Genomic DNA, 21,417 nt, shown 5'->3' with positions numbered 1-21,417 from the left:
CTATGTCTTCAGGCGCAACTCGCGTTGACCGCGAATGATTTCATAAACATACAACGGAACAGCCCAACCCAGCCAGAAAAGGGAGGGCGATATTTCTTCGAAGCTCCCCAGCTTCTGAACAAACGGCATTTTCAGAATCAGGCCGGAAACAACAAAGGCTAATGTCACCAGATAGCTTCTCGTCATCTATTGGCGGTGAAGCTCAAACTTTCTTTTAAGCGCACTGTAGTAGGCGATGAGCGTAGAGCTTATCCAGACACTGACCCATACCTGGAGCGAAAATGCATAAGGCAGGTTCACGTGATAGGCCGTGGTGAACGCCAGCACCACGGCGCAAGAACTGCTCACGATCACTGCCAGAAGATAGAACAAGCCGATAACGCGGTGAAGTTTTTTATAATAGTTTCTGAGCTTTGGCCAGAATTGAATAGCGCCCAATATCAACGATCCCCCGCCTGCGGTGATGTGTGCTATAAGAATCCACCGGAGGTTGTAATATTTTCCGAGGGCTTCTGGGGTCAGCGCGAGGAAGTGGTCGGCGCTGTGCATAAATGTCCAGGTGATGAAGGCTATGGCCAGCCAGATCAATAGCGGCGTGATGTCGGTCGTGGTCAATTTAAAGGGCTTGCTGCTGTGCATGATTGCTTTGTTTTTGAATTTAAGCAAAAGTCCTCTATCCACCAGGCATACGTAATAACCGAAAAAAGATTCGGTATCGGTTGGCCGACGCGGGCCGTTTTATTTTGGTAGTTTTAAGTATAAAATAGTTGCTATGTATAACCGAAAAACAGACGAGGAACTGGATTGTGGCGTGCGGGTGGCCTTCAAGATTTTTGGTGGCAAATGGAAGCTTTGCATAATCGATGCCATCAACAAGGGCATTGTTCGCCCGACCGATATCCATAGGAGCATTGCCTCGGCCACGTTGCGTGTGATCGAGATTCAACTGGCCGAACTGTTGTTTTATGGTGTTGTAGAAAAATCGGCTGAAGACATCTATCCAAAAAAGTCTGAATATAAACTCACGCCCTTTGGTGAAACGATACTTCCGCTTTTGACGCAGATAGACAAATGGGGCACCGTGCATTCTGATTTTGTGAAGCAGCGTCAGGACGAACTGCAAGACGCGGAGTAGAGCGTGTAAAAATGAAAAGTCCCCTTCCATGAGAAGAGGACTTCGAACTCAGGTTGGGTTACTTGGTAGAATACGGGAGCGACAGATTTTTTGAGAGGATACTATATACAGTATACACACCCAACATCGGTTTCGCATGTTTGCCATGACCACCTTCCGGCGCGCTGATTCCCATGTAGCAGGCCACGGCATCGAACTTGAACGACGTCTTGTTGTTGACGCGATAGGTGGGAATTGTCATGCGAATGGCGTTGCCTTCTGTCACGATTTGAAATCCCGGAGAGTCCATATACATGTTCATTCCCGGTGCCGCGGTCGAGGGTTTCTTCACGCTTTTGTCGTTGGTGTCATATTCCTTAACCGACAGTCCGCCGGGAACGCGATCGTCTTTCACGAGGATCACCCAATGCGGATGCCACACGATGCCTTCACTTGCGTTGACGTAATTTCCGTCAAGGTCTTCATCCCACAAAGGCGTGTCGTCAAAATCGGGATGCGAGGTCAGTGCCATGGCCACTATGCCATCCGTTGCGTTGAATCCGATGTCTTCAGGTTTCAGGGTGGTGGGAAACACATAACCCAGCACCGGGGCGCCGTCGAGTTTGCCAACGGGTTTGGGCACGGTGCGGCCAGCTTGTCCTTCAACAATGATCTCAAGCTCCAGCTGTCCCCATTTTTTGTTGAGCGTTACGGTGGCTGATTTGATTTTGAAATCGGGGTTGTCTCCATCGACACGGCACTTTTCGCAGGCAGCGGCGCTAACATAGGCTATCATTCCGAAAGCAAACGTCAGGATACGAATTGATTTATTCATAAGGTTATTCTTTTGCTTTAACAGGATACAAGCGGAGATCATGATTCTTCGCTATGCGCAAAAGTAGACCCCGGCTATGCGGAGGGAAATGAATAAACTGCTGAATGTGATGTATGAATGGAGAAATACGGAACGAAGAAATACACCGATCTCGGCAATAGTTCTGTAGTTAAAAAAAGTAGAATGAATTTTTGTTTTATTACAACGGCACCCCGGCCGTGCAAGCCAGGCATGCATTGGCGAATGCATCATATTCGTCATAGGCTGCACCGGGTTTTCCAAACAGGGTGATGATCCTGTCGATGCGAATTTGTGCGCCACTGTCTAACGTAATGAACAATCCCTTTCCCGGAACATCTTCAAGTTTAGTCACGCGGCCCTGAACGTCGTCGACTTTTTGATCGGCCGACCAGAAAAAAACTTTGCCCATTTTGCCGGCGGCAATCTGCTCTTCAATGACCTCGCGATAGTCGTAAGCGACGGGTGTATAGGAAGTTTCCATAGAAAGTGAAGGTTCTGTATGTTTTGATTTCAAAGTTATGGCACGCAGAAAAATTCCGGGGAAAAAGACGCCGAGCCCCGAAAGCCGGGTGGAGAATATAGGGAACAAAAGTATCACCCCAGACCAGATTTCCCATGGACGCGAAAAGCTTTTAGCTTCCTCCTAATGGACGAGCGGGGCAGGAAGCCACCGGACCAAACGCAGGGTGATGGGCATGATGAAAATGTGTGGCGGGAGTCTGATTATGGGCTATTTTGACAACTTATTTTTAATTACGATCTTGATCGGTCAAAATAAACCACGAATGAAGAAAGTTTACCTCAGTGACTCAGGTCCGAAAGTTTCGGAAGCCATTTATAGTTTCTATCGTTGGGATGGCGATACGTCGGCCAACTCGGCAGAGATGGAGAAAGTCGTCCACCTGTGCCTTGAGCTCGGGATCAACACATTCGACCATGCCGACTACTACAGCGACTATTCCTGCGAAGAACAATTTGGCAAGCTGATCAAGGAAAAGCGCTTCAAACGCGAAGACCTCGTTTTGTTCACCAAGTGTGGCCTGCGCGTGCCCCATCCCTCGCAGCCCGACATCCGCATACGCCATGTAGACACTTCTGCGGCACGCATCCGCAAGAGCATCGACCAATCGCTGTCCAAACTCAACACAGACTACATCGACATATTTCTGCTCGACCATCTCGACCCGATCTCGAGCCTCGAGGAAACAGCGCTGGCACTTGAGCAAGCATTGAAGGCCGGTAAGATCCGGAACATTGGTGTGGCAAACTTTTCGGTGTTCCAGCACCAGTTGCTCAGCGCTCACCTACAAAGCAACGTGGTTACTCACCACCTGGAGCTGAACCTGCTCAACACCCCTGCGCTTGACAACGGGCAGATGGACTACATCAAACAAAAATACATGCGTCCCCTGGCCTCGGCCCCTGTGGCAGCAGGCCGTATCGCCTCCGGTAGCGACCCCGTGGCCGTGCGCGTGCGCGAAACGCTCAAGACCTATGCTACCAAGTATGGCAAAGACCTGGAGTCCATCGCCGTGGCGTGGCTCATCAAACTTGGCGCCCTGCCCCTCATCGGCACAAAAGAAGAGCAACGCATCCGAAACATCGTTGACGCTTTCGACATTGAGCTCGATCACCAGGATTGGTATGACATTTATCAGGCAACAAAATAGAACGCCTTCGCACAAAAAAGCCCGACACTAAAATGTGCCGGGCTTTTTTGTGAGTCAGGGCTGTTACCGTGCGTCGCTTTCATGTCAATCATTTAATACTCTTCAATAGAATGGCCTTCAATTCCTGAAAGTCGTTCTTCTTCATCCAGTGTCCTTCAATGACATGAAGTCCGCTTTTGCTTGAGAGTTCGATCACGTTATCGAAAGTGTCGATTTTGGTTATTTTCTTTATGTCGCGAAAGTTAATCGTCGCGTATTTCCTCCCTCGTAGCGGAATCTCAATGAAGTCGTCATGTATGCGCAGGTCCCCGCCAAAATTTGTGATGAATTTCAGTGTAAAGAATATGCCGAGTGCCAGGCCAGACAATCCGAGAAAACCGGCGAGCATTGAAAGGCCAACCTCGGCGTTTCCGGCTAGAATGAGCATCGGAAAAGAAACAAATAGAAAACCGAGTCCCAGGAAGATGAAAAAGAATGGAGGCTTATAACGGAAACTCTTTGTCATCGATCAAACGGTCGGATTTTTCTTGTGATATGCATGGATAGTTTTGAAAAGAACTGCCCGCTGGATGCTTAAAATTAAGCAAAGTACTTTAATAAAGGCCCGCTAACGTGATGCAAAATATTGATATTTCCTTCAATTGGTTTTAACTGTACCTTGTGGGCAAAAAAATAGTGCGCTACTTTTTTCACATCGGCTACAACGGCTTCAACTATCGCGGTTGGCAAAAACTGCCACAGGCAAGCAGTGTTCAATTCATTGTGGAGGCATTGCTGAGCCAGGTTCTTAAGACACAGCTCACCGTGGTGGGGTGTGGCCGCACCGATGCACAGGTCCACGCCAGCCAGTTCTTTTTCCACGTCGACATCGAAGAAGCATGGGACTATGATCTGCTGTTCAGGCTAAACAAAAACCTGCCCTCCGACATCGCCATCTTCGACATCCTTCCCATGGACGGATTGCCCCACGCCCGTTTTGACGCCATAAGCCGCACGTACAACTACTTCATCCATACCTATAAAGATCCGTATCTCAACAAGCTAAGCTCCTTGTATCTCGGAAGACACCTCAACCTTGGTGAAATGAAACGCGCCGTTTCGCTCCTCACCCAATATGACGACTACCGTCCGTTTTGCAGAAGCTTGTCCGCGCACCGCACCACCATCTGCAAAGTGACGCACGCAAATCTTTATGTCGACGAAAGCGGCGACAACATCCGCTTTGAAGTTTCGGCAAACCGTTTCCTCAGCGGCATGATCAGAATCATTGTGCAGAAACTCCTCCTGATCGGTCGCGGAGAACTTAGCGTAGACGAATTTGAGAACCACCTGATTTCAAAGGAAATCCCAAAAATTATTAACAGCGCCTATCCGCAGGGATTGTATCTCTCACAAGTGAAGTATCCTTACCTGGAAATTCCCTCGCGATCGGAGTTGTTTAATTCTTTTGTTCGGGAGAATCGGTGGAGGGTGGTTTAGCGTATGCGCTTACCCAAATCTTAAACGAATTTTAGAAATCGAGGACATAGGACCGAAGGAGCACAATCGAATAGTGGCATCATTTTAACTTATGAACCACCTCCATCGACACCCAATAAATATCCCTGCGGCTGGCATAAAACAAATATTTTCCATCGGGACTAACATACGGACAAAAATCGTCCGTCTCAGAATTGATGGCATTGCCCAAACTTTTTGAAGGCGACCAACGACCTTCCTTGTCGCGAAAACTCACGTAGAGATCGCCACTGCCCAATCCTCCGGGGCGGTTGGCTGAGAAAATTACATACGATTCATCGGGAGCAACAAACACGTCGGCTTCGTAGTGGGTGGTGTTCACGTTGGTGCTGAGCTTTTCGGCGGGTTGGAATTTTCCTTCCTTTTGGGCGGAAGCATAAATGTCATAGTTCTTGTTGACATTGGAGGAAAAATACATGGTGCCCGTTTTGGTGAACGATATGTAGTATTGATTTTCGGCTGTGTTGACGTTGGGGCCGGCGTTTTTGGGTTGGGACCATTTTCCGGCCTGGCGCTCAACGTACCAAATGTCATAGTCCTTTTTTGGGCCTTGGCCTGAGAGTGGACGGTCGGAGATGAAGAATAATTTGGTTTCGTCGGGAGAGAGAAACGGATCGTTGAAGCTATAGACATCGTGCACGAGAATCGTGGTGGGAGCGGTCCATTTTCCGTTTTCAAATTTCATCATGCGTGTTTCGGCTTTGCCGTTAATTTCTACACCATAATAAAATTCACTGCGATCTTTTGAAAAGACAGCCCCGAATTCGAATTCATTTTCCAGAGACACCACACCTGGAGCAAAGACCTTTGGTGTGCTGGACACCGGTGGCTGGTTGAAGTATTTCGGATCAGGAGTTTGGGCGTATGCTTCTATCATGGAAATGAACAGCGCAGCGACAACCAGCGAGGGGATAAGTTTTTTCATGCCATCGTTATGCCAACAACTGTGCCATACGCCACAACGCCAAGCAAACGAAGGTTGTCGGGAATGTGCATGCCCGGTACTGGTATTACTTCGACCGAAGACGGACATGAATTTGGTCGATGCTTAGATGTAAGAAGTCATTTTTCGGACTCTCCATCAAGCACGTCCAGCGTGGATTGAAATTCACATTCAATCAGTTCTCTGAACGACCTGTATCGATTGGCACCAGGAAGCCAACTCGCGAAAAGCCAGGCTTCCCACTCGTCACCAAACTTAGTTAACCAACGCGTTCTTTCCACTTCGGTAAATTCACACCCTTCACCAACATCCATAGCCCAAGCGACAACTCTGCAATAAAGCAGGGCATCAAAATGAAAGGGAACAACTGGCTTGCAAACTTCGGTGCCAGCAGCAGCGAGAACGTATTGATCAGGTAGCACACACCGGCTACTTGCATGAGCACGCCCAGTGTTTTTGGAAAATAGCCAGACTTGAAAATTAAGTACCCTTCCACCAGGCACACAAATCCAAAAAAGATGAGGCCGATGCCAAAACCATGGTCGTGCAATTTGATGGAGAGGTAGGAGAGGGCGTGGAGTTGGGTTGGATCAAGGGATTGCAGGTAGGGAGCATCCGACAGCAGAAAGAGTGCCATCAACAAGTTTAGTTTATTGGCCACCAGAACAGCGGTCTGTATGACGTTGAACAGCAAGTTAAGTAAGGCAAGATTCCGGTTTATTGGCCGGAGCAGCACATAGAAAATGAGCATCAGGGGAATGTCGCAGCTTTGCATGATCAGGTCAGCACAAATGCCGATGCGCCACAGCAAAGGTGAGGCGGCGATCTGATGGGCCGTGGCTGTGGCATCGCCAGGCACAAAGAGCTTGCCCCTGACAAAAAACTCCCCAAAGATGCCGGCGATGATGATGATAAGGTACAAAACACCCCCAACCCTGGCATAGGATTGTGGTGAAAAATCGGACTTGTTGATCGCTGTGCTCATTTCTTTATCTATCTCCCGACGACGATCATATGCTGAATTTGTTACAATCGCTGTCTCTTATAATTTCTATGCAAAGTACGCATCACAGGAGAAATCCCCATATAATAGATTCGGCCAGACTTGACTGAACCTCCCAAACCGACCATTTCAGGTTTCCGACGCATGAGCCGTCAGGTATTGGTCTCAATACTGTAACCTTTGAAAAGCGTGGATTCTGCGTTCTGGATCACAAAATTTAGTGCGTGGCAATAATTTTATCCGTTCATGGGAACAAAATCAGAGCAACTGCGTTAAGAATTGGACCGAACGGTCTAATTTTACGACGCTATGACAAAATCTGAGAAAACACGGCAATTCATCATCGAACAATCGGCAGCCATCATGAATAAAAAAGGCGTTGCCGGCACGGCTATATCGGATTTGATGGAGGCCACAAAACTAGCAAAGGGTGGAATCTATGGCAATTTCGAAAGCAAAGAAGAAATCTGCACCGAGGCCTTCAACTACCTGGCCGGCAAAATTGCCAGCGGACTCGACAATGCTGTGACCTCAAAATCGACGGCCCGCGAAAAACTGTTCGCCCTCCTTGACTACTACCAGGACAACCTTGCTCCCGGCGATATGGGCGGATGCCCGCTCCTCAATTTTGGCACCGAGGCCGACGACACCAATGTAGAATTGAAAACGCTGGTGGCCAAGGCTGTGAAGCGGAGCCAGGCGCGCATGACAAAACTGGTTGAAGAAGGAAAGGCCTCTGGCGAATTCAAAAAGTCGACAGACGCGAGCCTTTTTGCAATCAAGATGTTTGCCATGATTGAAGGTGGCATTTTTGCATCGCGCGTAACCAGCAGCAAAACCTTTATGAAGACGGTGGTTGATGTGCTGAAAAATGAAATTGAAACCCTATAGTTTTTTTTGAATGAAAATGGACCGATCGGTCTAAAAATACCAACTCAAAACAATACCCATACTTTATGAAAACATTAAAACAAAGTCATGCCGCCATCAGCACTGTGCTGGCCTTCGCGCTCATTCCGCTATCGGGATTTGCCACGGATGTTTATATTCCGTCGTTTCCCGCCATGGCCGATTTTTTTGGAACCAGCCGCGGCGACATTCAGTTATCGCTCATCGTTTTTGTGATAAGCAGTGGCGTCAGCCAACTTTTTGTCGGAAGCCTGCTCGATAGTTTTGGACGCTATCGGATTAGCCTGGGTGCGTTGCTGATTTTTGCAATTTCTTCTTTCGTCATCGCCCTAACCGGTAGTCTCCCGGTGTTGCTGGCCATGCGGGTTGTGCAAGGTATGGCCGTGGCATTGATCGTGGTGGGCAAACGGGCTTTCTTTATGGACATTTATTCAGGCGCTCAACTGAAACACTACACCAGTCTCTTTGCCATCGTGTGGTCCACGGCGCCCATCATTGCTCCTTTTATTGGCGGATTTTTGCAATTTTATTTCGGATGGGAGTCGAACTTCTATTTTCTTGGATTGGCTACACTCACCATCTTGTTATTCGAACTGGTGTATAGTGGCGAAACGCTAAAGACTTTTCATCCCTTCAAAATCCGCCCGCTGTTAAATGTCTATGCTTCGGTCTTAAAAACGCCTGACTATACCCTAAGCGTCTTGATTCTGGGCTTGTGTTTCGCAGACGTGATATTGTATAACATGGCCAGTCCCTTCATCATCGAAAATGTGTTTCATCAGTCGGCTGTGGCCACGGGCAACTCATCGCTTCTTTCGGGTCTGGCCGTCATGATGGGCGGGCTCCTCAGCAAATCACTTATCCATAAGGCAATAACCGAGAAGATGTTGATTGCAGGCCCGGTGATTTTTGTTTCGGCGGCCCTGTCGGTTGTTGTCTTGTATTTCTTTCCCAACCTCGTCGCGATGATGGTTATGGTGATGTTGCTGCATATTGGGTCCGGGTTCACGTTCAACACCTTTTATACTTACGCGCTTGGTCGGTTTTCAAAAAATGCAGGAATCCTCAGTGGCATCACCGGTGGCGGCACGTTCATCGTCACCTCTATTGTGAGCTATGCCATTGTGAGCCTGCTTCACATCCAAACGCTGGTGATGCTGGGCGTTGGTTATCTCGTTATCGCTTCGTTCATAAGCTTGTCGTTGATCTTGTTTGTTCACGCGCACAAACGCAGAATGGTGGAACAGTTGCAGGCCGCACCAGCGGTCTAAAGGATAATACAGAAATTCCACGGCGAGGTTCGCGATAAATCATAAAGCCAATCAACTTCCGAGTCGATTGGCTTTATGATTTATGATGTGAAGGTCACGGAACGTCATTCAATGCGCAGCGATTTCGCCGGATTGACGAAGGCTGTTTTCAGCACCTGATAGCCCACGGTGAGTGTGGCCACGAACAATGAGCAACCTATGGCGAGAACAAAGGTCCATGCGTTTATGGAAATCTGAAATTCAAAGCCCTGGAGCCAGTTGTGCATGAGCCACCAGCCGATGGGCGCAGCCAGTGCAAAGGCGATGACGATGAGGCGTGCAAATTCTTTTCCAAAAAGCCAGGCGATGTGCGCCACCGAGCCACCCAGCACTTTCCGGATGCCGATTTCTTTTGTTTTCTGCGACGCCATAAACGACACGAGTCCATACAACCCCAGGCAGCCGATGAAGATGGCGATGAAACAGAATATCTGAATGAGCTTGAGCGTGGCTTCTTCGTTGGCATAGAACTGTGCAATGCTTTCGTCGACAAACGCATATTCAAAAAGCTGATCGGGGTGTTGTTGCGTCCAGAGTTTTTCGATGGCGGTCAGCGTAGATTTTGCCTGGGTCATGTTGAGCTTCACGGCATAGTTTGAGTAGTCGTCGCGATAGGTGGTGACCAGGATAGGATTTATTTCTTCGTGGAATGATTTGTCGTGAAAGTCTCTGAGCACACCCACAATGGGAGCCTTCATGGAGCCGCCGTTGGCGACAATGATGTGGCCGATGGCGTCTTCGGGCGACTTCAGGTTCAGCTTGCGCACCATGGCTTCGTTCACCAGCATTTCTCTCACGGTGTCGGAGGTCACGAGGTTCCTTCCGGCAACAAGCTCCAGGTCGAACGTAGAGACATAGTCGGCATCGGCTGATTTAATGCTCGTTCTGAAATTTACTTCTTCCGTGTTGTTGTCTATCCGGATGGAATTGCCCCAGTCGTGTTCGGACGATGGTGCGGCAAAGCAAAGCGAAATTTTCTCAACACCGGGTAGCCTGGAGATTTCGTTTTTCATGGTGTTGGCCACCGTGCCCGTAGAGTCTCGCCCAGCGTTGATCATGACAATGGCCTCTTTATCGAACCCGAGATCCGATTGTTTGGCAAAACGCATTTGATTCATGATCACCACCATGCCAATGATCAACACTTGCGAGATGGCAAACTGGGCCACAATCAATGTGCGTCGCGTATTGAAGTCGCCAATGTTTTGTTGAGAAAGTTTTCCTTTCAAAGCGGCCACCGGTTGCACACCCGACAGCACCAGGCCGGGATAGTAGCCGGCAAGAAACGTGACCACAAACCCCAGCCCCACGATGAAGAGGGCCATGGTCCAATCGGAAAACAGGTTGATGGTGATCTGGGTTTTGAAGAAGGCATTCACATAGGGAAAACCAATGTAGGCGAGCATGGCGGCCACGATCAACCCGGTGAATGTGATCATTCCGGTTTCGAAAATAAATTGCCAGAAGAGCTGGCGTTTGATGCTGCCGAGAACCTTTCTCACACCAACTTCTTTCGAACGTTTCAGGGCTTGCGCTGTGGCGAGGTTTATGAAATTGACGCAGGCGGTTGCCATCAGAAACAGACCGATGACGGACAGAATCCAGAGGCTGCGTTTTTCCATGGAGCCTCCATATTGCGCATTGAAGTGAACGTCGGCCAACGGCTGCAGTTTGTAGCGATGAACGTTCTTGCTGGTGGGGCGATATATTTTTACATAAGCCGACATCACTTCCTCAACCTTGGCAACGGAAGCGCCAGGCTGAAGAAGCACATAACATTTCATGCCATCGCGAATACCATTCCAGCCGTCGGTGGCACTGGCCAGCCAGGGATCGTATGATTTGAGTGTGGCATAGGAGACAAAAATTTCGGACCGGATGTCGGTGTTGGTGGGCAGGTCGTGCAGCACGCCGGTGACGGTGCAAGGGATCTTGTTTTCCAGCCAGAACGTTTCGCCTACAGCACTCTTGTCGCCAAAATATTTTTGGGCCATGCGTTTTGTCAGGATGGCTGTGTTGGGTGCTGTCAACGCCGTGGCTTTGTCGCCTTCCAGCAGCGGGAAATTGAAAATGTCGAAGAAGGTGGTTTCGGCGAATGACACGTTTCCATCTTCTTTAAATTTGAGGAGGTCGTTTCCTTTTCTCAGGGTGATGAGTGAGCCGCTTTCGGTGTAGACGCGCGCCACTTTCTCGGCATAGGGATAGTCGTTTCGGAAAAATTCTCCCAGCGGCGACGGCACATTGTTTCTGTAGGCAATCACATCGCGATGAAGTTCTGTGACCACTCTGTAGATTCGTTCGGGGTTTTGATGAAAGTTGTCGAAGCTCAGGTTGTGTTTCACCAACGCGAAAATAAAAATCCCGCATGTCATACTCAGCGCCAGTCCGGCGACATTGATGATGGAATAGGCTTTGTTCCGGATCAGGTTTCTCCAACCTATTTTAAAGTAACTCTTATACATACCGTAGGGGGTTGAATGTTTGTAGCCTTCTGCAGGTTTGATGATGCCGGGCCGGAAGAGCAACAGCACGTCGACTATAAATTTCAGATCGGCCTTTCGTTTTCCAAGTTTTTTTAAGCGCGCGTCATAAACTTCCATGAGGTCGCCTTCAATGTAGTCCTGCATTTGCGGGTGGCAGTACCAGCGAAAAAATTTCAGGAACAGTTTTGGTGGGTGTTCGGTTTTTTTTGTCATCGCCGCTTAAGCTTCCAGGTTAATCTGCAATACCGATTTCGGAATGGCGCGCCAAAGCTCTTCGCGGGTGGACTTGGTGTAGTGAATGGCTTTCTTGCCCAGGGCGGTTATTTCGAAATAGCGCTTTGGCCGGCCGGCCCGCTCCTCGGTGGCTTCACCGGCAAATGATTTCAGATAGCCTTTGTCTTCCATTCGCTTCAGGGCGGTGTGGAGCGCGCCCATGCTCACGCTGCGCGAAAGCCGCGATTCGATTTCGTCTTTAATGGCCACACTATAGGCTTCATTGTTCAGGATGCCCACCGTGAGGATGACGATCTCTTCGAATTCGCCCAACTGGTATTTTTTCATTGGTCAATATTAATATCTAAATGTAGGAATAATAATCATGCCAGGGTGAAATCATGCGTATACGTGCGCGGGAGTGAGGTGTTGAGCGGAATGGATGTTCGGAGTTGAACACTTTTGTTCGGTGGTGGTGAGCCAGGTTAAATAGCTACATTCTAGTATATTTGATCGTTTCCATTTGGTCGCGTTATGAAAAAATCGCTTTCAGCTTCGTTGTTTGTCCTGGTATTAATCCTGTTAACAGACTTTGCCTATGGCACGGCGCAGGAACCCGACATCCTGATTTATCAGGGGAAGACGTATAACCTGCAGACAAATCCTTTGGAAGCTTATTTCAAGAAGTTTCAAGAAAAGAGGCCGAAAACAAATTCAATATCCACATCGTTGTGGAGGGGCTATCGGGCAACGTTTGAAATTATTGACAGCACTCTCTTTCTGCGCGACATTGACATTGATAGCGATTATGGCGATGGCAAAAAGTCTGTGATGGCGGAAGTTTTTTCCGGCCAAAGCGTGGTGTGGATGGATTGGTTCAATGGCATACTCACTTTGCCCGTCGGCAAGCTTGTTCGGTACGTGCACATGGGCTACGCCTCAACCTACGAGAATTATACGTTGCTTGAAATCAGGTCGGGCCGGTTCACAAAATCAAAAGACTTTGCACACGAAGACTATGAAAAATTTAAGGATAGTCAATTTGAGCTATTTAAGTCCACAAAAGAATACGAGGAAATCGTCGCGTTTCTGAGGGACAAGTTGAAGGCGCCTGAAAATGTGGAACCTTTCATAAAACGACACGCAACAGACTACATGACTTATTTTATCGAGGATTGATCTACTTCACACGTTCGGCCACAAGTAACTATGTCCTTATCTTTTCAATTGCTCAAAATGCGCTGTTGTCTCTTCAATAAGCGACAACATGAGTTCACCCGCTTTCCGATGTTTCAATAGTGGCGCAATCTGTCCGCCCCAGAACAAAATCATATCCCATTTCTCCTGCTCAACGGCTGCCGTTCTCAGCGACGACATGAATTGTGTTTGTAGCGGGAAGGGAAGGAAACTGCTTTCCTTATGAACAAGGTCTTTGGCAAGTCGACTGGTGATTCCTCTGCCCAGGCGACCAGTGAACGCGCGCGACAGCGTGGTATACTTTGAGTTGTCAGAAAACAACATTTGACGGTGAATGTCTGTGGCGTTCGATTCTTCGGTGGCGAGGAAGGCGGTGCCAACCTGTGCGGCGTCTGCACCGAGTGTAAGGGCGGCGGCTATGCCTTTTCCATTGGCAATGCCACCGGCGGCGATGATCGGTGTCTTCACTTTCTCGCGGATCAGTTGAAGCAGCACAAACGTTCCGGTTGTCGACGATTCGGCCGGCGCGAGAAACGAGGGCCGGTGTCCACCGGCTTCAAAACCGGAAGCGATGATCAGGTCCACACCGGCCGACTCCAACGCGAGGGCTTCATCCAACGTGGTGGCTGCACCCACCGTCGCGATGCCCAGCCGGCGGCATTGCTCCAGGATGTCGGCCGCGGGAATACCAAACATAAAGCTGAACACAGCAGGGCGTTGATGCAGGACGACGTCGACCTGGTTTTCAAACCGCGATTTGAACGGCGTGGGTTTCGTGGGTAAGGCAATTCCCAGTTCATCGAAATAGGGTTTGAATACGTGTTGAGCCTGTTTGAACTGCTCATCCGAAACTGTCCCATCGGCGGTGTCAGTGTCCGAAACCCAGAGGTTGATGTTGTAGGGTTTGTTGGTGGCTGCCTTAATCTGTTTGTCAACCGCTATGATTTCTTGCGGACTCAGGGTGTATGCCCCATACCCGCCAAGCCCTCCCGCATTAGACACGGTCGCTACAAGCTCAACCGACGACAGGTTGCCGCCAAACGGCCCCTGAAGAATGGGGTAGTCGATGCCCAGTATTTTCGATGCTTTGGTTTGATACCACATAGTGTTGAAATTTTCAGGCCGCTACATCCGTGAGCATTTTTGTGACGATGACCCACCGGTTGTCAAGTTTATGAAACGACAGGAACTCGTCATAGTTAAAGTCGTACATTTTCACCTGAACGTTGGCCACAGCAATGGAATTGATCACTTCAATCGAACCGATGGTTCCTTTGAAGGGCTTGCCGGTGTCTTTCGGACTTTGGCGGTTTTTCACGCCGTCGAGGTATTGATCGCGTGTTTTGGCATAGGGCACGCCCTTCACATCGCCGAACAACAGCGCGCCTGGATTCAAAATTTTTGCCAGCGCGTCCAGGTCGCCTTCATAGATTCCTTTGAAGTAATAGTTCTCCAAGGTTTCGGTGATCTCAATTATATCCTGCTTATTATTTTTCATGGTGTTTAAAATTTTGGGTTGTTTTAGAAATTTGTGAAGCGTAGGAGCCGCGCCAGGGCTTCGTGTCAATTCAGATTGTGTCCTGCGGCCATGCCGCCGTCAACGTTGATGATGGCTCCGTTCACGAAGGTGCTCTTGGCAACGGTATAGACCATTTCGGCGATGTCGTCCACTTCGCCAATTCTGTTCACAAGGTGCAGCGAGGCACTTTCGTCGGCCAGGTTTCCGTGCATCGGGGTGCGTATCACGCCGGGAGCAATCGTGTTGGTGCGTATGTTATGCCGTCCAAATTCGGCAGCCAGTTGCAGTGTGAGTGCATGGATCGCACCTTTCGATGAAATGGGTGCTGTGCTGGGCGCACCGCCGAGTGCGTGATTCACTAATGGTGTGCCGATGTTGATCACCACGCCATCGTGCTGCCTCAGCATTTGGGGAATGACCGCCTGCGTAGTGAAGAAAGTTCCCTTCAGGTTGGTATTCAGAAATCTGTCGAGATAAGCTTCGTCCACTTCGAGAAATGGTTTGGTTTCATAGATGCCGGCGTTGTTTACGAGCACGTCTACGGAGCCGAATTTTGCCAGCGCGGTGGCCACCAGTTTTTCGCCTGTGCTTTTTTCGCTCACATTGCCGGCCACCCACGCCAGGCTTTCGCCGCCGCCCAGTTCTTCATAGACCTCCTGGAGTTTTTCGGCGGTCGATGAATTGATCACGACGTTGTCGCCTTTTCGCAGAAAGTGACGGGCAATTTCTTTACCGATGCCCGACGAGGCACCGGTAATGATGATGGTTTGTTTTTTCATGACGCTTTATTTTTTGTCGGCCGTGATTCCTTTTGCGCGCAGCTCTGAAACCTGCTCTCCACCAAAGCCCCAGTTGTCGAGGTCGTGTTCCTGAATCACCACGTGCGTCAGCTGAGGGTCCTTGTTCAGCACATCGGTGATCAGATCGGTAACACCCTTGATGAGGGCTTTCTTTTGTTCTTTGGTGACACCTTCGCGGGTCACGTCGATTTTAATGTATGGCATGGCGTTGTGGGGTTAAGCTAACACAGATGAATTTTTGGTGGCCACACGCGCGGTGATCGACACGTTCAATTCAAAGTCGTTGTAGATGAGTGTGTCGCCGAGGTTTGCAAAGAAATTGCTGGAGCGAAACTTCATGTCATACTTTGTCCGGTCAACAATGATTTTGGCCGTGGCGGTTGCTGTTTCATTTTTGAAATCAATGGCAGCTTCGAAGCCGATGAGGTGGGTTATGCCCTTAATGGTGAGATTTCCCACGACGTGATTACCTTTCACGGAAGTGATTTCGAATGTGGCTTCCGGAAATTTTTGTGTGGAGAAAAAATCATCCGAATCCAGGTGGCCGGCAAACTGTGCGTTGGTTGCAGGATCTTCAATGTCCAGAATTTTGATGGAGGTGATGTCGATCACAAAATGGCCACCCGTCAGCGTGTTGTCCGAAAAGACAAGTTCGCCTTCTTTGATGTCGATCGTTCCGTTGTGTGCGCCGGTCACTTTTTTACCGACCCATTCAATTGTGCTTTGTGCACGTTCGATTTTTGCTGTTGTGTTTTTCATTTTTTTGTGTGTTTAAATAACTACACAAATAAACGGGACGCATCGAAGGAGGTCGGGTGACCTAGATCACTTTTGAGGGGCGGGATGGATTATGTGATGTAGATCACTTCAGTCGCGGAGCCGGCTAAGCGTCTCGCGTGACACGCCCAGGTAGGCGGCGATCAGGTTTTTGGGAACCATATTGTAAAGCTCGGGATAAAGATTCAAAAGCTCTTCGTAGCGATACTTCACATTGTTATTCATGAACGACATCAGTCGTTTTTGTGTGGCCACATAGCCGTTGTTGGTTCGCCACCGGAAGAAACGTTCCACCGGGTGAAGCTCACTGCAAAGTTTTTCGCGATCGTCGCTTGTGAGGCACAACACTTCGGCATCGGTAATGCAGTCGAGGTTGATGGTGGCTTTGGTATGATTGTACAGCGCATTGTAGTCCGAACTCCACCATCCCGGCATTGCAAACTGGAGGATGAACATTTTCAGGTCTTCATTAATAAAGAAAGACTTTATGCACCCCGAAACCACGAAATATTCGCGGTCGACCAGGTCGCCCGCGCTGATGATGGCCTGTCCTTTTTTATAGCTCAAGGGTTTGAAATGGGAAAAGAAGTAATCAAACTGTTCGTCTGTCAACGTGGATGTTTTGCTGATGGTGGTCTTGAGGGCCTGTTTGGCGTCCATGGTTGGCATAGTTGGTCTGGTGTAAATTTGTGAATTTCCAGTATAAATGCCGAATTTCTTTTAGACTGAAGGAAACGAAAAAACTTTACCTCCATATATAAGGACAAGCATCATACATGCGAACAATTGCGAGGTGATCCGGTACACTGTATATTGGGGATGGTTTAAGATTTTATGAAACGAGGAATCTATGTCGTGGTGTTGACCTTCGTGCTCGTACAGGGATACGCTCATTCAGAACGCTGGGACTTTGATCAATCTTCATGGACGGTCTTGATGAAGCAGGCCTATAACAACGATACTCTTGGTGTTACACAATTTGTGAAGTTAGGGATTAGCATTAACCTAAAGAATAAAGCGGGATGGACTGCTCTGAAAGTTGCGACGAAAAAGGGGCTTTTAAAAACAGTTGAATTTTTGTTGAGAAATGGAGCCGATCCAAATCTTTCAGATAAAGACATGATGACGCCCTTGATGGAGGCATCTTTGCACAACGAACTTAAGATCGCTCAGATGCTGATAAGGAAGGGCGCTGATCCCAATCGAAGTAACGTAAGCGGCTGGACGGCACTTATGGGTGCAACGTCCTTTGGCGATATTCAATTGATGGAACTATTAATTGGCAGCGGTGCGAACATCCACGCAAAAAGAACAGTTGACGGGTATACGGCACTGATGCTGGCCAGGTATGGCAAGGATCAACAAAAGATTGATTGTTTGATTAGGAAAGGAGCAGAATAATGATGCGCGGCAAATATGCGCAGAGAAAGCGCCGGTGTTCTTAGTGGGCGTGAGCGGCCGTCTGTATCTGACCCGCGATTTCTCTCAGCGCCACAATTTTGTCAACAGCATTTAACCTGATAGCTTCTTTCGGCATGCCAAACACAATGCACGATTTTTCATCCTGCGCGATCGTGAAGGCTCCCGCTTCTTTCATTTGCAACAACCCTTTCGAGCCATCTGCACCCATGCCGGTCATGATCACACCGATGGCATTTTTGCCGGCATACTTCGATACAGACGAAAACAACACATCCACCGAAGGGCGATGGCGATTGACAGGTTCGCCTTGTGAGATTTCAACATAATATCTTGCGCCGCTGCGCTTCACTTCCATGTGTTTGTTTCCGGGGGCAATCAGTGCGTGTCCGCGCAAGATACTGTCGCCGTGCGCGGCTTCCTTCACGGTGATTTTGCAAATGCGGTTAAGGCGCTCGGCAAACGATTTGGTAAATACTTCGGGCATGTGCTGAACAATGACCATCCCGGGGCAATCTACCGGCAGTGCCTGCAAGAGTTCCACAAGCGCTTCCGTGCCGCCGGTAGAGGCGCCGATGGCCACCAGCTTTTCGGTGGTGCGAATCATGGCCATGTTTTGCGCAGGCTTGTTGATGACAGGCCGCAGCGTTTCAACCTGCTTCCTTCTCACCACCGCCTTCGACGCAGCGCGCACCACCCGGATGATGGACTGCGCATAGTCGCTGTGATCGTTCCGGTCGAACGTGGGTTTTTTCAAAACATCGATGGCGCCCAGTTCAAGCGCGTGAATGGCGGTCTCTGTGTTCTTTTCCGTCAGACTGGAAATGATGATGACGGGAATGGGATGCTGCGACATGATTTTGCGCAGAAAGGTGATGCCGTCCATGCGGGGCATTTCCACGTCGAGTGTGATCACATCCGGAACTTCCTTCATCATTTTTTGCGCTGCGATGAATGGGTCGGCCGCCGACGTCACCTCGATTTGTTTGTCGCTCTCCAGCAACGCCGTCAACGCCTGGCGAACCACGGCCGAATCATCGATCACCAACACCTTTATTTTGTTCATCATTTGCGCTTCGATAAAGGTGTGATCATTCGTTTGCCCCAGCGTCGAATAGACGCCGGCAAAAGCTGATACAATATTTTTTTTAGGTTACACACGTTGGAAAACCGTTGGCCGAACCTGCTGCAAGGGAAGGTTCATGGCGTAGATGGATTCCGAATGCCCGATAAAAAGATAGCCACCGGGTTTGAGCTTGGAGGCCAGCTTTTGCAAAACTCTTTCTTGCGTGGCGCGGTCAAAATAAATGAGCAGGTTTCTGCAAAAGACGAGATCAAAATCTTTGTCCACATCCAGCACAGTGTCCATTAAGTTCAAACGCCTGAACTGAACTTTTGCTCTCAGCTGGGGAACGATGCGCACGGTGGGTGGTGTGGTAACTTTGCTGCGAAGCAGGTAGCGTTTTTTCACTTCTATGGGGATGGGTATCGCCGCGCTCTCCGGATAGACAGCTTCAATAGCTTGTTGCACGATCTTCGTAGAGATGTCTGTGGCCAGAATGCGATAGTCAAAGCCATGCCGCACGGCCAGGTCTTGTAAAACCATGGCGATGGTGTAGGGCTCTTCGCCACTGGAACACGCGGAGCTCCACACCTTGAAGGGCTTGTGGGGCACTTTGGCGTTGAGCCATTCTGGAATCACCACGTCGGTCATAAACTGAAAGTGGCCGGGTTCGCGATAGAAGTCCGTTTTGTTGGTGGCGATGCAGTCGATCATGTGCACCAGTTCGCTGTCCAGTCCGGCAGGGCTCATCACATAGTTGCAATAGGCCGTGTAGGTGTCAAGCTTTAGGGCGCTCAGTCTTTTGTGCAGACGACTTTCCATCAAAATCTTTTTCGATACGGACAGGTTGATGCCGCACTGCTTGTGAATGAAATCACGCAGCCGGAAAAATTCTGCATCGGAAATGCCTGTCCGTGTCATGCTATCGGGTGTGCTCATGCCGCCTGGTCGCTTAGTACTTCTCGTATGCGTTGTCGAGTGCGTCGGCGTGTCCGTTGGTGCTCATGTCGATCGCGATACCTTTCCTGGATGAATTTACTTTCGAGACCGTCTTCAGGGGTTGTGGTGCCGTGGCACGCGACTTCGAAGCCGAAGCGCGTTGTGCGGCGCTGTGGGTTTTGTCGATCTTGAAGAACGAGATGGTTTCGCGCAGGTGTTCTGCCTGGCTCGACAATTCTTCGGAGCCCGTGGCCATCTCTTCTGACGCGGCAGCATTTTGCTGGATGATCTGGTTGAACTGCTGGATGGCGGTGTTCACCTGATTGGCGCCGGTGTTTTGCTCGATGCTGGACGCGGAAATTTCCTGAACCAGTTTAGACGTGCTTTGAATGTTGGGCACAATCTGCTCCAGCAATTTGCCCGACTTGTCGGCAATGGAAACACTCGACGACGAGAGTTCGTTTATTTCGGCGGCGGCCACCTGGCTCCGTTCGGCAAGCTTTCTCACTTCAGCGGCCACTACGGCGAATCCTTTTCCATGATCGCCGGCACGTGCAGCTTCCACGGCGGCGTTGAGCGCGAGCAAATTGGTTTGTCTGGCGATCTCACCGATGATGGAAATTTTTTCGGCAATCTTTTTCATGGAGTCAACCGTTTGGTTCACCGACCTGCTGCCCTCCTGAATATCGTCGGCTGCCTTCGAGGCGATCTTTTCGGTTTGTTGTGCGTTGTCGGTGTTTTGCTGAATGTTGGAAACCATCTGCTCCATCGACGACGAAATCTCTTCGGCAGAAGCGGCCTGCTCTTGCGAACCCTGCGACATCTGCTGCGAGGTGGAACTCATCTGGCTGCTGGCCGTGGCAATGTGATCAGAAGCAGTAGAAACAAACGTGAGCACTTCCTTCAATTTTTCGATCATGTTTTTGAGATAGTCCACCAGTTCGCCAACTTCGTCGTGCGTGGTATTTTCTACGGTGATGGTGAGGTCGCCTTCGGAGATGCTTTTGATGGCTACCTTTGCCTGTTGTATCGATTTTGATATGGAGGTGATGATCCAGTACGAAAGCCCAATGGAAATGGCCACGGCAATAATCAGCAAAGTGATCATGTTGGTTCGTGCATCGGCATATACCTGGTCGGCTTCCGTTTTGGCCAGCGCCAACGCATTTTCGTTTTTCTTCACAATCTTCGCCAATGCGCTCACGGCACCCATGGCGGCTTCACGTCCTTCGCTGCTCGACAGTCTGAAGGCGGCGTCGGCGGTAGAATCTGTGTTGGTGAGGCTCAGTGTCTTCACCTTGGCATACACTTTCTGATAAGCGGTCCAGCTGGCGCTGAAGTTTTCAAGGATTTCAATTCCTTTTTCGTCCGACATGCCTTTGAGCTGATCGATACGGGCAGTCATGTCTGCGGCGCGGTCTTCGATCATTTTGATGTAGTCGTGCACGTCGTCAATGTTTTTCGTCAGGATCAGTTCTTTTTCACGTTTGGTGATGAACTGGATATCTTCCGACGCTTTGGCGGCTAGCATGAGGCGGGTCACGTTCAGGTCCACAATGGAGTTGATGCGGTCGTTCAGCACATTTGCATTGCTGTTGCCCAGGTAAAAAATGGCACCCGACAATGCCACCAGCACAGTGAAGGCTGCGATGAGGCGGGCTTTAATGGAAAGTTTCATAAGTAT

Annotated in this window: 25 protein-coding genes; 7 read left to right on the top strand and 18 right to left on the bottom strand. The window is 49.4% G+C overall.

The features are described 5' to 3' along the window. Together JI741_RS05385 and JI741_RS05380 are read right to left on the bottom strand one after the other, a co-directional pair. Complete coding sequence (locus JI741_RS05385; RefSeq protein WP_202007964.1) at positions 1-186, bottom strand: hypothetical protein; 186 nt, start codon at positions 184-186, stop codon at positions 1-3. Continuing rightward, positions 187-639, bottom strand: coding sequence for a DUF2306 domain-containing protein (locus JI741_RS05380; protein ID WP_202007963.1), 453 nt, complete (start codon positions 637-639; stop codon positions 187-189). Between the two features lie 133 nt (positions 640-772). Here JI741_RS05380 and JI741_RS05375 point away from each other — a divergent pair, with 133 nt between their 5' ends. Continuing rightward, positions 773-1,135 carry a winged helix-turn-helix transcriptional regulator gene (locus JI741_RS05375; RefSeq protein ID WP_202007962.1) on the top strand — a complete coding sequence of 121 codons (363 nt, stop codon included), beginning with the start codon at positions 773-775 and terminating at the stop codon, positions 1,133-1,135. Positions 1,136-1,193: 58 nt separating this feature from the next. On the opposite strand, the gene JI741_RS05370 is transcribed toward JI741_RS05375, so the two are convergent. Further along, positions 1,194-1,949 (bottom strand): hypothetical protein, encoded by a 756-nt coding sequence (locus JI741_RS05370; protein WP_202007961.1) that lies wholly within the window; start codon positions 1,947-1,949, stop codon positions 1,194-1,196. 199 nt (positions 1,950-2,148) lie between these two features. Continuing rightward, a complete protein-coding gene (locus tag JI741_RS05365; protein ID WP_202007960.1) occupies positions 2,149-2,451 on the bottom strand; it encodes a hypothetical protein in 303 nt (100 codons plus the stop codon). Between the two features lie 304 nt (positions 2,452-2,755). Here JI741_RS05365 and JI741_RS05360 point away from each other — a divergent pair, with 304 nt between their 5' ends. Then, positions 2,756-3,640: an aldo/keto reductase gene (locus JI741_RS05360; protein WP_202007959.1), complete on the top strand. Its 885-nt coding sequence runs from the start codon at positions 2,756-2,758 to the stop codon at positions 3,638-3,640. An 88-nt stretch (positions 3,641-3,728) separates the two neighbouring features. Here the strand turns inward: JI741_RS05360 and JI741_RS05355 are convergent, their stop codons facing one another. Next, positions 3,729-4,145: a hypothetical protein gene (locus JI741_RS05355; RefSeq protein ID WP_202007958.1), complete on the bottom strand. Its 417-nt coding sequence runs from the start codon at positions 4,143-4,145 to the stop codon at positions 3,729-3,731. Between the two features lie 155 nt (positions 4,146-4,300). Here JI741_RS05355 and JI741_RS05350 point away from each other — a divergent pair, with 155 nt between their 5' ends. Beyond that, positions 4,301-5,119, top strand: a complete 819-nt coding sequence (locus tag JI741_RS05350) for a tRNA pseudouridine synthase A (protein WP_369411721.1) — start codon at positions 4,301-4,303, stop codon at positions 5,117-5,119. 79 nt (positions 5,120-5,198) lie between these two features. Here the strand turns inward: JI741_RS05350 and JI741_RS05345 are convergent, their stop codons facing one another. Next, positions 5,199-6,083 (bottom strand): TolB family protein, encoded by an 885-nt coding sequence (locus tag JI741_RS05345; protein WP_202007957.1) that lies wholly within the window; start codon positions 6,081-6,083, stop codon positions 5,199-5,201. A gap of 277 nt (positions 6,084-6,360) precedes the next feature. Next, positions 6,361-7,086: a DUF4386 domain-containing protein gene (locus tag JI741_RS05340; RefSeq protein WP_202007956.1), complete on the bottom strand. Its 726-nt coding sequence runs from the start codon at positions 7,084-7,086 to the stop codon at positions 6,361-6,363. A gap of 327 nt (positions 7,087-7,413) precedes the next feature. On the opposite strand from JI741_RS05340, the gene JI741_RS05335 reads away from it, so the two are divergent. Next, a complete protein-coding gene (locus JI741_RS05335; protein WP_202007955.1) occupies positions 7,414-7,995 on the top strand; it encodes a TetR/AcrR family transcriptional regulator in 582 nt (193 codons plus the stop codon). 65 nt (positions 7,996-8,060) lie between these two features. After that, the gene (locus JI741_RS05330) at positions 8,061-9,284 is read left to right on the top strand and encodes an MFS transporter (protein WP_202007954.1); all 1,224 of its coding nucleotides are present in this window, start codon (positions 8,061-8,063) and stop codon (positions 9,282-9,284) included. Between the two features lie 104 nt (positions 9,285-9,388). Here JI741_RS05330 and JI741_RS05325 read toward each other — a convergent pair whose 3' ends face one another. Then, entirely contained in the window at positions 9,389-12,019 is a 2,631-nt protein-coding gene (locus JI741_RS05325; protein ID WP_202007953.1) for an ABC transporter permease, read from the bottom strand. Between the two features lie 6 nt (positions 12,020-12,025). Continuing rightward, positions 12,026-12,367, bottom strand: a complete 342-nt coding sequence (locus JI741_RS05320; RefSeq protein ID WP_202007952.1) for a PadR family transcriptional regulator — start codon at positions 12,365-12,367, stop codon at positions 12,026-12,028. Positions 12,368-12,553: 186 nt separating this feature from the next. Between JI741_RS05320 and JI741_RS05315 the strand changes: the two genes are divergently transcribed. Then, positions 12,554-13,198 carry a hypothetical protein gene (locus tag JI741_RS05315; protein ID WP_202007951.1) on the top strand — a complete coding sequence of 215 codons (645 nt, stop codon included), beginning with the start codon at positions 12,554-12,556 and terminating at the stop codon, positions 13,196-13,198. Positions 13,199-13,234: 36 nt separating this feature from the next. Here JI741_RS05315 and JI741_RS05310 read toward each other — a convergent pair whose 3' ends face one another. From JI741_RS05310 to JI741_RS05285, 6 genes are all read right to left on the bottom strand, one after another. Further along, positions 13,235-14,320, bottom strand: a complete 1,086-nt coding sequence (locus tag JI741_RS05310) for an NAD(P)H-dependent flavin oxidoreductase (protein WP_202007950.1) — start codon at positions 14,318-14,320, stop codon at positions 13,235-13,237. A gap of 13 nt (positions 14,321-14,333) precedes the next feature. Further along, positions 14,334-14,714, bottom strand: a complete 381-nt coding sequence (locus JI741_RS05305; RefSeq protein ID WP_202007949.1) for a nuclear transport factor 2 family protein — start codon at positions 14,712-14,714, stop codon at positions 14,334-14,336. 65 nt (positions 14,715-14,779) lie between these two features. After that, on the bottom strand, positions 14,780-15,514 hold the full coding sequence (locus JI741_RS05300; protein WP_202007948.1) for an SDR family NAD(P)-dependent oxidoreductase: 735 nt from the start codon (positions 15,512-15,514) through the stop codon (positions 14,780-14,782). Between the two features lie 6 nt (positions 15,515-15,520). Further along, the gene (locus JI741_RS05295; protein WP_202007947.1) at positions 15,521-15,739 is read right to left on the bottom strand and encodes a tautomerase family protein; all 219 of its coding nucleotides are present in this window, start codon (positions 15,737-15,739) and stop codon (positions 15,521-15,523) included. A 12-nt stretch (positions 15,740-15,751) separates the two neighbouring features. Beyond that, the gene (locus tag JI741_RS05290; RefSeq protein ID WP_202007946.1) at positions 15,752-16,294 is read right to left on the bottom strand and encodes a YceI family protein; all 543 of its coding nucleotides are present in this window, start codon (positions 16,292-16,294) and stop codon (positions 15,752-15,754) included. 108 nt (positions 16,295-16,402) lie between these two features. Further along, positions 16,403-16,972 (bottom strand): Crp/Fnr family transcriptional regulator, encoded by a 570-nt coding sequence (locus tag JI741_RS05285; protein WP_202008120.1) that lies wholly within the window; start codon positions 16,970-16,972, stop codon positions 16,403-16,405. A gap of 174 nt (positions 16,973-17,146) precedes the next feature. Between JI741_RS05285 and JI741_RS05280 the strand changes: the two genes are divergently transcribed. After that, positions 17,147-17,713 (top strand): ankyrin repeat domain-containing protein, encoded by a 567-nt coding sequence (locus JI741_RS05280; protein ID WP_202007945.1) that lies wholly within the window; start codon positions 17,147-17,149, stop codon positions 17,711-17,713. Positions 17,714-17,753: 40 nt separating this feature from the next. On the opposite strand, the gene JI741_RS05275 is transcribed toward JI741_RS05280, so the two are convergent. The 3 genes from JI741_RS05275 to JI741_RS05265 form a co-directional block, all read right to left on the bottom strand. Continuing rightward, on the bottom strand, positions 17,754-18,800 hold the full coding sequence (locus tag JI741_RS05275; RefSeq protein WP_236675873.1) for a protein-glutamate methylesterase/protein-glutamine glutaminase: 1,047 nt from the start codon (positions 18,798-18,800) through the stop codon (positions 17,754-17,756). An 84-nt stretch (positions 18,801-18,884) separates the two neighbouring features. Then, positions 18,885-19,733: a CheR family methyltransferase gene (locus JI741_RS05270; protein WP_202007944.1), complete on the bottom strand. Its 849-nt coding sequence runs from the start codon at positions 19,731-19,733 to the stop codon at positions 18,885-18,887. A 13-nt stretch (positions 19,734-19,746) separates the two neighbouring features. After that, the gene (locus JI741_RS05265) at positions 19,747-21,411 is read right to left on the bottom strand and encodes a methyl-accepting chemotaxis protein (RefSeq protein WP_202007943.1); all 1,665 of its coding nucleotides are present in this window, start codon (positions 21,409-21,411) and stop codon (positions 19,747-19,749) included. Between the last annotated feature and the right edge of the window lie 6 nt (positions 21,412-21,417).

It is taken from the genome of Chryseolinea lacunae (assembly GCF_016735595.1).
GTDB classification, from domain to species: Bacteria; Bacteroidota; Bacteroidia; order Cytophagales; family Cyclobacteriaceae; genus Chryseolinea; species Chryseolinea lacunae.
This window is presented reverse-complemented; position numbering and strand designations above follow the sequence as displayed.